This is a genomic window from Streptomyces sp. NPDC059443 (assembly GCF_042750105.1).
In the GTDB taxonomy this organism is placed as follows: Bacteria; Actinomycetota; Actinomycetes; order Streptomycetales; family Streptomycetaceae; genus Streptomyces.
Map to the genome: position 1 here is coordinate 1 of NZ_JBHYVM010000059.1, position 11,084 is coordinate 11,084.

Genomic DNA, 11,084 nt, shown 5'->3' on the forward strand with positions numbered 1-11,084 from the left:
GCCAAGGCCAGGCGCTAGCGTCACGGTGTGAGCCTTGGCGGCCCCCGGAGAACCCTGGTACGGCGAAGCTGCCCGACCGACGAGGGACCCCTCCCGCTCAGGCCCCAATTCTGCTGGCGCCTCGGCCCTGCCTGGTGCTGGCCACCTGCTCGGCACCAAGCGTGGTGGTGGGTCACCGCTCCGGGCGGGTATCTCCCGGATAGCCCTCGGTTGACTCGTCGGACCGGCGTACCGTGGCGCTGGAGGTGGTCAGCATGACTACGGAACTGGCGGACAACGTCCGTAAGTACCGGCGTCGGGCCGGGATGAGCCAGGAAGAACTGGCCCACGCCGCAGGCGTCTCGCCGGGCACAGTGCGCAAGGTCGAGCAGGGCGGAACGGTCCGCATGGAAACCCTTCACGCCCTCGCCCGCGCGCTGAGCGTAACCACAGCAACACTCTTGGCGCCGGACGCCCCAGAGCCCGTGGGCCGTTCGGAGGACCCGAACCGCGTCAACCTGATCCAACTCCGCGCAGCCCTCACCCCACCAGTGGGACTCACAGACTCGGACGGCGAGAACGCCGAGGAGGAGCCGAACCTGCGCCGCTTCCGCCGCACGGTCCACGACGGTGCGGTGCTCTACCACTCCGACAGCTACAAGAGCGTCGCATCCCAACTGCCCGCGCTCTTGCGGGACGCGAACAGCGCGGTCGCCCACTTCGACAGCGGCGAGGAGCACAGCCAGGCACTCCTGGCCCGCGCCGAGGCATTGCAGCTGGCCGGGCGATACCTGACGCAGGTACGGCAGTACGACCTCGCCTACACCGCCCTGGCCGGCGCGATCACCGACGCACGCCAGGCCGGGGAGACACTCACCGGGGCATCCGGCGTGATCGGGATGTGCTGGCTACTCCTGCGCCAGGGCCGGCTGGACGAAGCCGAACAGCTCGCCTCCCAGACCGCCGACCTGATCGAACCGAGACTGTCCCGAGCGACGCCGGACGAATGCGCGGCATGGGGATGGCTGGCACTGCGCGCCGCGGCTGCCGCAGGCCGCAACAACCGGCCCCAGGAGGCCCGCCACTACCACCGCGTCGCGAACACGGCGGCATCCGCCGTGGGACGGGAGTACACCGGCTCGTTCTTCCGGCACTGGACGACCTTCGGGCCGCTCACCGTCGGCATGAAGGGCGTGGAAGACGACATGGTCGTGGGAGACGCTCGCGCGGTCGTTCGCAAATCCGGCGAGGACGCCATGTCACCCAAGGCGTGGAAGAGCGCCGGGCGGCCGAGCGGCGAAAACTGGAACCGCCACCGCCTGGACGTGGCCCGCGCGCACGCCCGGACCAACGACCTGTCCGCAGCGATGGACGAGCTGACCGGAGTCCGCCGTGCATCCCCGGAGTGGCTGAGGCATCAGCGGATGGCCGCCGAGACCATGCAGGAGATCCTGAAGAAGCGCAAGCGCACCCTCACCGCCGAGATGCGCGACATGGCCTCCTACCTGGCCGTCGTCGGATAGGTGCCACGCAACGCAATACTTCCGACACCCTCCGTCGCCAACTGGCATGCCTCATGGATGGAATGACAGGCAGTCGGCTCCTACGGTCGCCGTATTCCATTCGGCGACCCAGGTGGGGGTGCACGGTGAGCACATCCAGGACCGACGCGGACCGCATGCGCCGCAGAGATCTCCACGACGCGGCAGCAGGCGTGACCGGCCCTCGCTTACTGCCATGGACCACTCAGGACGGGAACCCCTGCTACCTCAGCACCGATGGCAGGGGCTACCTCTCCTCGCTCGCTGACAGCATCGAAGAGGTACAACTCGACATGGGAGAGGAACTCCTGGGGTACGCCCGCCAGGTCGTGGCACCCGGAGCCAAGGAGCAGTCGGCCGTCGAATACCGGTGGCTCGCCTGCCGGCTGACCGAAGCCCTGGCCGACGCACTCCGGGTCGCCGAGTCACGCGGCGAACGTATCCCCGCCCCGCCTGAGAACCCCAGCTCCTGACGGCAGTAGCGACGGCAACAGCCACGGATTCCGGCGCATAACCGCGGACTTAGGCGGACCGCGAAACCCTTCCCCACCTGCATAAAAGCAGCTGGGGAAGGGGCTGCCAGCACACGTACTATGTGCTGGCTGGTGCGACGCCAGTCCTGGTTCATAACTGCGGTGGTGAAGCCACAGTTCACTTGGCTAATTACCCGGATGGCAGGCAGCATGCGTTGATCACGGTTCGGGATGGCGATGAGGTTCTCAGCACTCACCAGTATGGCAGCCTCGGCAACCCGGACAACGGAGTGACTGAGTTCACTGCCGCTGAACTGCCGGCCATCACGATCAACCTGAGGATTTCCTTGCCTAATCCTCAAGCCGCTATGGCGTATGCCGAGTCGGCAATGGCTAAGACGCAGCGCGGGGTCTACCCCGCATACGACATGCCGAATCAAGCATGCGTGACTTATTGTGCGCAAGTGTTGGAGGCGGGCGGAATCGCTGGAATTCCAAAGAATAATCACGAGGCGCAAGCCTGGCTGATTCAGCGATATGGGTGACGAGAGGGAGGTAAACCATGTCTCGGCCTGATGGTTGGGAGTGGCTGGACGAGCCGCGAGAGCAGTGGGAGGTTCCGGATTCCCTGCGGGGGCCTGCTAGGTCAACTCCATCCAACCTTGCCATCGCGATGCTCTCCTGTGACTTCCTGGGACACGAGGTCTCGGTGCTTGTAGGTAGATTTATCGCAGAGCACTCTCTGCTCTATCTCCGCCCGCCCGGAAAGGGATTGGGATTCCGGGAGCAGGCACTGCTTTCGGATGTGCTCACTCGACACACGCGGCGCACGTACGAAGCATGGGATCGGTTCAAGACGTCCGCCGAACAGGACGGCCCCAGTGAGGAGATTCGCCGAAATCTAGAGTCGAATCGCGAAGCTCTTAAAGTTGAGCTCAATAATGCAATCTCGGCGTTCAGGGAGCTCCCGGGAAGTGTTGCTTGATCCTTACAGCGGACAGTTGTAAGCGCGCCCTGGGGTGAGCCTCTCCTGCTATCAGTTTCAGCGATGATCAAGAGCGCGTTTTGGTGGATAGCAGGCTACCTGGGCGCTCGGTTGTCTAGATTCAGTAGCAGCTGTGGGCGGATGCATTGAAGGGAATTCCTCGGGAAATATCCGACTGAACAGCAGAGAAATGTGAGGGGCCCCACCGGGTTGATTTCCGGTGGGGCCTCTGGCATGTGCTGGGATGTCTGACGGCAGTAGTTGACGGCAACGTCAGCGGACGGGTGATGCACAGGGCGACGGTTCGCCGCGGCCGTTGGGATGCCTGCTGGTCTCGCCGGAGTGCCGGAGGGTGTGGCCGAGAAGATCGATGGCATCTCGCTGGAGTCGCAGCCGGACGTGGGCGTACACGGTGGCGGTGACGCCGATGTGGGCGTGGCCGAGGAGTTCTTTGATCACGACGAGTTCGACGCCTTGCTCCAAGAGGAGGGTGGCGGTTGAGTGCCTGAGGTCGTGGAAGCGGATGCGGCGGAGCCCTGCCCGATCGAGGAGGGCGCGGAAGCTGCGATTGAGGTTCGCTGGATCGATCGGCCCTCCTGCCGGCGTGCTGAAGACAAGGCCGTTGTCCCTCCAGTCGTCCGCTGCCGCCTCTCGTTCTGCTTCCTGTACCTCACGGTGTTCCTTGAACGAGTGGATGCACTCGCTGGGTAGGGCGATGCGACGTTCGGATGCTCGGGTCTTGGTGGGCAGCGTGGTCAGCCCGCCGGTCTGGGTGCGCTGGAGGGTGCGGCGGATGCTGGCTTTGCCGTTGACGAGGTCAAGGTCTTACCGCTGGAGGCCGAGCAGTTCGCTCTTGCGGAGTCCGGTGTGGAGAGCGAGGTTGTTCAGCGCGAACAGGCGGCATTTCGGGCGGCAGCGAGGGACTGGCGGGCTTCGTCGGCCGTGAGCGGTTCGGGCCGCGGGGCGCGGCGTACTTGTACGGGCACCGGATTGCCGCACCGGTCGGCGGCCGTCACCGCACACTCACACCACCCTGCCCTCAGCCCGGTCCTGCACTCCGCCCCCTTTGGCGGCGGCTTGACCGCGCTCCGCGGCACCGCAATCCGGACCAGGGGTTCGTCCCCCGGACGCGATCCACCGCCCTGGACCCACTCCGACCGCGCCCCCGCCTCCCCCACCCCCGACCACTCACATAAGGTTCGCGTAAGCGATATCGCTTTGCATATTCATCCCGTGGGGGGATCTGTCCATATGGGCGCTTCACTGCGCGCTTTGCGCGCCCTCGTCCTGCTCGCCGGCTTCTATCTGCTCGGGCTCGTACTGATCGCCGCACTCACCGGCATCGGCTTCGCCGCCTGGAGCGCCGGGCTGCGGGGGCCGGGGCTGGCCAAGCTGGTCATCGTTTCCGTCGTGCTCTCCGTGCCGATCGTGCGCGGCATGTTCATGCTCCGCATGCCCAAGGGCGATCCGCTGCCCGGTGTCCCCGTCGACGAGCGGCAGGAACCCGAGCTGTGGCGCACGGTCCGGGAGATCGCCGAGCAGGTCGGAACCCGGGCTCCGGACGAGATCGTACTCATCGCGGACGTGAACGCCGCCGTCGGCGAGGACGCCCGGCTGCTCGGGCTGCTGCCCGGCACCCGGCGGCTGTTCGTCGGGCTGCCGCTGATGTCCGGCCTGGACGAGATGCAGTTGCGCGCCGTCCTGGCCCACGAGATGGGCCACTACGCCAACCTCGACACCCGCCTCACCCCGCTGATCCGGCGCGGCCGCGTCCAACTGCTGCGCACCGTGAAGCACTTCGACGACCGGGCCGACGCCGCGGTGGCCAAGGAGCGGGCGAAGCAGGAGAAGAAGGCCCAGCGACGGATCGCGGCCGGCAAGAAGGCCAAGGCGGTCGACACCTCCGGCGACGGTGCGATGTACCGCGCGATGGCGAAGATCTACGCCGGGTACGGGAACTTCTACCAGCGCGCCACCCTCGCCGGTGCCCGCCGCCAGGAGCTCGCCGCCGACCTGGCCTCCGTCCGCGTCGCCGGCCGGGACTCCGCCGCCTCCGCGCTGCGCGAGTTCAACGCCCTCGGCCCGGCGCACGAGTTCTACATGGACCGGTACGCCACCCTCGGCGTCGACGCCCGGCTGATGCCCCGCCCCGGGCAGGTCTTCGGCGGCGTACGCCGGCTCCTCGACGCCCGCGCCGAGGAACTGGACGAGCTGCGCACCGAGTTGCCGCAGAAGCCGGCCTCCCCGTACGACTCCCACCCCGCGCTGGCCGAACGCGTGGCCCGGATCGAGGCCCTGCCCGACGACGGCCGCGCCGCCCAGCCGGCCCGCCCCGCGCTGGAGCTGCTCACCGACGCCGAGGCCTCGCTCACCGCACTGGAGCGGGCGGTCCTCACGCCCGAGGCCTTCGCGATGGAGCGCCTCGACTGGGAGGACCTGGTCCACACGAGCATGACCCGGTACGTCGACGAGGGCGCGGAGCAGATCCGCGAGGCCGTCGCCGCCGAGCTGGCGGGGGCGGGTGCGGCTGCCGGTGCGGCTGCGGCTGCGGACCTTCCGTCGGGCGCCGCGCCCGCCTCGCTCTCCTCGCTCCTCGACGCCATCGACGCCGACCCGGCCGTGCGCTGGCGGCTCACCGACCGGTTCCCGAAGTCCGAGGAAGCCGCCGCCGCGACGGGCCGCGCGGCCCGCGAGTTCGCCCGCCCGGTCCTGCGCCGCGCCCTGAACCAGCTGGTCACCGCCGAGCTCACGGCCCGCGGGACCGCCCGCTGGCAGCTGTCCTGGACCGACTCGGCCACCCTGCGCTACCCCGCCGACGGGTTCGAGGAGCGGCTCAAGACCGCCCTCGACTCCGCCGTCGCGGACCTCCCCGACACCGACCCCCTGCGAAAGCTGGTGCTCCTCTGATGCTGGGTCTCATCGTCTTCGGCCTCTTCCTGCTGGGCGGGGCCGCCTACCGGTTCATGAAGGCCCGCACCAAGACCCTCCAGGGCAGGGTCGCCGCCGCCGAGGCGGGCACGGGGTCCGCGAAGGCCCGTACCGCCGCCGAGGAGGCGGAGAAGAAGGCGCGGGAGGCGGCCGCGGTCGTCGCCCTCGGTTACGTCGCCGAGGCGGACCTCGACACCGAGAACTCGCAGCCCGTGCTGCCCGAGGACACGGCGGCGCTCGCCGCCGTCCGGGCCGGCGACTGGGAGGCGGGCGCCGACTACGTCGAGGCGGCCGGCCGGGAGTGGGAGCTGCGCTGGCACCGCGTCCGCGTCCTGTCCGAGGCTGCCGCCGAGGACGACGCGTGGCTGCTGGCCTGGCGGGCCGGCCGGCCCGCCGACCCGACGGCGGCGCTGGTCAACGCCGACACCGCCGTGATGGTGGCCTGGAACGTACGCGGCAGCCAGGCGGGCAGCCGCACGACGCAGGAGCAGTTCCGGCTGTTCCGCGAGCTGCTGCTCACGGCGCGCGAGACGGCGCACGAGGCCCAGCGGCTGGCCGACCCGGCCGACCCGGTTCCGTACGTGGTGGAACAGCCCATGGCGCAGGGCCTCGGCTACTCCCACGACGAGTACCGCAAGTTGTGGGCCGAGGTCGTCTCCCGCGACCCGAAGAACCTGGGCGCGCACGCCACCGCACAGCAGTACTGGTCGCAGAAGTGGCGCGGCTCGCACGAGCTGGCCATGGCCTTCGCCCAGGAGGCGGCGGCCGGCGCGAGCCCGGGCGAGCTGCTCACCCTCCTCCCGCTGATCGCGCTCATCGAGCAGGAGTCGTGGGAGAAGGACCTCAAGCCGTCGGCCTTCTTCACGGAACCGGCCGCCGTGGCCGCGGTGGACGCCGCACTGGCGGACCTGGCCGCGGCCGATCCGGCCGACCGGCGGGCCATGAGGCTGCGGCACATCCTCGCCTGGCTGCTGTGGTGGCAGGACCGGGACGCGGAGGCGGTGGAGCAGTTCCGGCACATCGACGGGTACGTCGGCGCAATGCCCTGGTCCTACGCCGGGTCGCCGAAGACCCGCTACCTGACCGCGCGCAACTGGGCGGTACGGGTGACCACCCCGGGGCTCTGACCCCGGCCGGACAGCGGCGGAACGGCGGCGGAACGGCGGAACGGTAACGGCGAACGGCGGGCCGGGGGAATCCCCGCCCGCCGTTCCCCGTTACCGGTAGACCACAAGGAGGGAATCCATGTTCTCGTACCGCCGCACGCCCGAGCTCCCCACCCGCGAGGAAGCCCTGACCGGCCGCGCTGAGCCGCTCTTCGGGCTGCCCGCCGTCCACACCGTGCTCGGCAACCCCCTCGCGGGCCCCTACCCCGCCCACCTCCAGGTCGCGGACTTCGGCCTCGGCTGTTTCTGGGGGGCCGAGCGCAAGTTCTGGCAGACCCCGGGGGTGTGGACCACCCTGGCCGGTTACCAGGGCGGCTTCACCGAGAACCCGACCTACGAGGAGGTCTGCTCCGGCGGCACCGGCCACACCGAGGTCGTCCGGGTCGTCTTCGACCCCTCGCTGGTCTCCTACGAGGCCCTGCTGAAGCTGTTCTGGGAGTCCCACGACCCCACCCAGGGCTTCCGCCAGGGCAACGACGTCGGCACCCAGTACCGCTCGGCGGTCTACACCCACTCCCCCGCCGACCAGGCCACCGCCGAGGCCTCCCGCGAGGCCTACCAGCGGGTCCTGACCTCGTCCGGGTACGGCCAGATCACCACGGCCGTCCTCCCGGCGTCGGAGCGCCCCTTCTGGCCGGCCGAAGCCCACCACCAGCAGTACCTCGACAAGAACCCCGGCGGCTACTGCGGCATCGGCGGCACGGGCGTCTCCTGCCCGATCGGTGTGGCTCCGGCCGACGGCGCGTGAGCCCGGCCGGGATCAGATCGTCGAGGTGTCGATGACGAAGCGGTAGCGGACGTCGCCCGACTGGACGCGCTCGTAGGCCTCGTTGACCTCGTCGGCGCGGATGACCTCGATGTCCGCGCCGAGGCCGTGCTCGGCGCAGAAGTCGAGCATCTCCTGGGTCTCGGCGATGCCGCCGATCATCGAGCCGGCCAGGGTCTTGCGGCCGCCGATGACGGAGAACAGGTTGAGCGAGACCGGCTCCTCCGGGGCTCCGACGTTCACCAGCGCGCCGTCCACCTTGAGCAGGCCCAGGTAGGCGTCGAGGGCGAGCGGCGCGGAGACGGTGGAGACGATCAGGTCGAAGCGGCCGGCCAGCTCCTTGAAGGTGGCCTCGTCGTTCGTGGCGTGGAAGTGGTCGGCGCCCAGCTTCAGCCCGTCCTCCTTCTTGCGCAGGGTCTGCGAGAGCACGGTGACCTCGGCGCCGAGCGCGTGGGCGATCTTGACGCCCATGTGGCCGAGGCCGCCGAGGCCGACGACCGCGACCCGCTTGCCGGGGCCGGCCTGCCAGTGCTTCAGCGGGGAGTACAGGGTGATGCCGGCGCACAGCAGGGGGGCGGCGACGTCGAGGGCGAGGCCCTCGGGGATGCGGACGGTGTAGTTCTCGTCCACGACCACGTGGGTGGAGTAACCGCCGTACGTGGGCTCGCCGTTCTTGTCCAGGGAGTTGTACGTGCCGGTCATGCCCTTGGCGCAGAACTGCTCCTGGCCCGCGAGGCACTGCTCGCACTCGCGGCAGGAGTCCACGAAGCAGCCGACGCCCACGCGGTCGCCGACCGCGAACTTGGTGACGTCCGCGCCGACTTGGGTGACCACACCGGCGATCTCGTGGCCCGGGACCATGGGGTAGATGCCCTCGCCCCAGCCGTCGGTGACCTGGTGGATGTCGGAGTGGCAGATGCCGGCGAACTTGATGTCGATGAGCACGTCGTGCGCGCCGACCGGGCGGCGCGGGACGGTGATGCGTTCCAGCGGGGCCTTCGGCGCGGGAGCGGCGTAGGCGGCGACCTGGGTGACGGGCTCGGTAACGGACTCGGTGACGGACACGGTGGGGCTCCTCGTAACGCGGTGCTGCTGATCTTCGGTGGCACCAGCCTGCCCGCCCGCGCGCCGTCTGCCCATCCCCCTGTCCTGCCTAGGACTGGCGAACCTAGTACTGGCGGGGTCAGGCACAACCGTCCGGCCTGCGCGTCCGCGCGGTAATACTGGAGCAATGGACCAGCGTGACCAGCGAGCCGAACTCGGCGAATTCCTCCGCTCCCGGCGCGCTCGGCTGCGCCCCGAAGACGTGGGCCTACCCGACTACGGGCGCCACCGCCGGGTCCCCGGGCTGCGCCGCGAGGAGCTGGCGCAGCTGGCGGGCGTCTCGGTGGCGTACTACACGCGGATGGAGCAGGGCCACGGGCAGAACGTGTCCGCGGAGGTCCTCGACGCCATCGCCCGGGCGCTGCGCCTGGACGGCACCGAGCGCGAGCACCTGAGCCACCTCGCCGGCCCGCAGCCCCGCAAGCGCCGCCAGTCCCAGCGCGCGCAGCAGGTCCGGCCGGAGCTGCGGACGCTGCTGGACGCGATGGACGGGGTGCCCGCGTACCTGGTCGGGCGGCGGCAGGACGTGATCGGCTGGAACCGGCTGGCGGCGGCGGTCTTCGGCGACTTCGGCGCGCTGCCGGCGCAGGAGCGCAATCTCGTTCGGCTGGTGTTCCTGGACCCGGCCACGGCCGACCTGTACGCGGACTGGGAGTGCCGGGCGTGCGAGGTGGTGAGCAACCTGCGCGTGTACGCGGGCCAGTACCCCGACGACGAACGGCTGACGGCGCTGGTCGGCGAGCTGTCGGTGAAGAACGAGGAGTTCCGGCAGCTGTGGGCGGCCCACACGGTGGCGGACAACAAGATCCACGGCGTGAAGCGCCTGCGCCACCCGCTGGTGGGGGCGCTCAGCCTCTCGTTCGAGACCCTGGCCCTGCCGGGCGACCCGGCGATGTTCCTGGTCACCTACCACGCACCCCCCGGCTCCCCCTCGGCCGACGCCCTGCGCCTCCTGTCCTCCTGGTCGGCCGCCCCGGCCGCCCCGACCCCGTCGGCCCCGTCCGCCCCGTCCGCCCAGTTCCCCGCCCCGCCTCCGGAGACGGCTAGAGCGTGAGCTGGAAGTAGCCCACCGCGCGTTCACGCGCGTAGCCGAGGGCGGTGTTGACCGCGAGCATCGGGGTGTTGTCGTCGGCCACCGAGGTGGCGATGTGGCGCAGCGACGGGTGGCGGTCGGCGGTCTCCGCGAGCATCCGGAGTTTGACCGTGCGGCCCAGGCCGTGGCCCCGGTGGGCGGGGGCGACCACCGTGTCGTACTGGAGGGCGCGCGGGCCGGCCGGGTCCGGGAGGACCAGCTCCGTGTACGCCGCCACCTCGCCCTCCGGGGTGACCGCGGCGACCGTGGTCAGCGCGCCGCCGCGGGCCAGGATCAGCCGGTGGGTGGCGTGCAGGCGCTCCGCCGTCCAGGTCTGGATCCGCTGGTCGAGGTCCCCGCTCGGGGCGTCCTCCATGGCTCCGTGGGTGACGGCCGCCGCCCGCGCCCAGGCGTCGGGGACCGGGCCGGGCCAGCACAGCAGCTCGTAGCCGGGCGGGGCGGGGGTCGCAGCCGGGGCCCGGGCGCCGAGCCGGGCGCGTGCCTCCCGTACGTCCTGGACGTACCAGGCCATCGGGAGCACGTTCTCGAAGCCCAGCGCCTCTGCGAACGCCTGGCCCGGACCGCCCAGGTCCACCTCCGCCGAGACCGAGGTCCGGCCCTGCGCGAGCAGCTCCGCCCGGACCCGCCGCCACAGGGCCGCGCCCACGCCCCGCCGGCGCGCGTCCGGCCGTACCGTCAGCAGGTCCAGGTGCGCGGTGTGCTCGTTGCTCCCGTCCGCGAAGAGGAGCAGGGAGGCGATCCCCTCCTGCGACGCCCAGTGCACGGAGCGCCCGCGCACGGGCGGCACCCGCAGCCGGCCGGCCACCTCCGCACGGGAGGGTGGCGGCAGCCGCGGCAGGTCGGCCGTCCGGGCGGCGGTCAGGACCGCCCACCAGTCGTCCACCTCGATGTCGGCCGGAGGCGCGGAGAGCTCGGTGATCATCGTCATCTTCGGACCATAACCGGACGGGGGGGGGGGGCCCGGGGGGGGGGGGCCCCCCGCCGCGGGGGGGGGGGGGGGGGTTTCGGGGTGAGGGGGCCAACGCCAAAGAGGTGGGGGTGGGGCGGGG

The 11,084-nt window shown here is 70.6% G+C and carries 9 protein-coding genes and 1 pseudogene; 7 read left to right on the plus strand and 3 right to left on the minus strand.

Annotated elements, in window-relative coordinates; genetic code table 11:
• Positions 1 to 254 precede the first annotated feature (254 nt).
• The 3 genes from ACFXDJ_RS34995 (at position 255) to ACFXDJ_RS35005 (ending at position 2,538) form a co-directional block, all read left to right on the plus strand.
• A complete protein-coding gene (locus ACFXDJ_RS34995) occupies positions 255 to 1,502 on the plus strand; it encodes a helix-turn-helix domain-containing protein (RefSeq protein ID WP_384660648.1) in 1,248 nt (415 codons plus the stop codon).
• A 155-nt stretch (positions 1,503 to 1,657) separates the two neighbouring features.
• Positions 1,658 to 1,993 carry a hypothetical protein gene (locus ACFXDJ_RS35000; protein WP_384660651.1) on the plus strand — a complete coding sequence of 112 codons (336 nt, stop codon included), beginning with the start codon at positions 1,658 to 1,660 and terminating at the stop codon, positions 1,991 to 1,993.
• Between the two features lie 182 nt (positions 1,994 to 2,175).
• Positions 2,176 to 2,538, plus strand: a complete 363-nt coding sequence (locus tag ACFXDJ_RS35005; RefSeq protein ID WP_384660646.1) for a hypothetical protein — start codon at positions 2,176 to 2,178, stop codon at positions 2,536 to 2,538.
• A gap of 713 nt (positions 2,539 to 3,251) precedes the next feature.
• Here ACFXDJ_RS35005 and ACFXDJ_RS35010 read toward each other — a convergent pair.
• Positions 3,252 to 3,959: pseudogene (locus ACFXDJ_RS35010) on the minus strand (site-specific integrase); the annotation flags it as partial.
• A gap of 270 nt (positions 3,960 to 4,229) precedes the next feature.
• On the opposite strand from ACFXDJ_RS35010, the gene ACFXDJ_RS35015 reads away from it, so the two are divergent.
• The 3 genes from ACFXDJ_RS35015 (at position 4,230) to msrA (ending at position 7,820) form a co-directional block, all read left to right on the plus strand.
• Positions 4,230 to 5,885 carry a M48 family metalloprotease gene (locus ACFXDJ_RS35015; RefSeq protein WP_384660640.1) on the plus strand — a complete coding sequence of 552 codons (1,656 nt, stop codon included), beginning with the start codon at positions 4,230 to 4,232 and terminating at the stop codon, positions 5,883 to 5,885.
• Complete coding sequence (locus ACFXDJ_RS35020; protein WP_384660637.1) at positions 5,885 to 7,033, plus strand: hypothetical protein; 1,149 nt, start codon at positions 5,885 to 5,887, stop codon at positions 7,031 to 7,033. Before ACFXDJ_RS35015 ends, ACFXDJ_RS35020 begins: the two co-directional genes overlap by 1 nt.
• A gap of 118 nt (positions 7,034 to 7,151) precedes the next feature.
• Positions 7,152 to 7,820, plus strand: coding sequence for a peptide-methionine (S)-S-oxide reductase MsrA (gene msrA, locus ACFXDJ_RS35025; protein WP_384660635.1), 669 nt, complete (start codon positions 7,152 to 7,154; stop codon positions 7,818 to 7,820).
• A 12-nt stretch (positions 7,821 to 7,832) separates the two neighbouring features.
• Here the strand turns inward: msrA and ACFXDJ_RS35030 are convergent, their stop codons facing one another.
• Positions 7,833 to 8,903: an NAD(P)-dependent alcohol dehydrogenase gene (locus tag ACFXDJ_RS35030; protein WP_384851242.1), complete on the minus strand. Its 1,071-nt coding sequence runs from the start codon at positions 8,901 to 8,903 to the stop codon at positions 7,833 to 7,835.
• Positions 8,904 to 9,069: 166 nt separating this feature from the next.
• On the opposite strand from ACFXDJ_RS35030, the gene ACFXDJ_RS35035 reads away from it, so the two are divergent.
• The gene (locus tag ACFXDJ_RS35035) at positions 9,070 to 9,996 is read left to right on the plus strand and encodes a helix-turn-helix transcriptional regulator (RefSeq protein WP_384660629.1); all 927 of its coding nucleotides are present in this window, start codon (positions 9,070 to 9,072) and stop codon (positions 9,994 to 9,996) included.
• Here ACFXDJ_RS35035 and ACFXDJ_RS35040 read toward each other — a convergent pair.
• On the minus strand, positions 9,986 to 10,963 hold the full coding sequence (locus ACFXDJ_RS35040) for a GNAT family N-acetyltransferase (protein WP_384660627.1): 978 nt from the start codon (positions 10,961 to 10,963) through the stop codon (positions 9,986 to 9,988). The two genes, ACFXDJ_RS35035 and ACFXDJ_RS35040, sit on opposite strands and share 11 nt — an antisense overlap.
• Between the last annotated feature and the right edge of the window lie 121 nt (positions 10,964 to 11,084).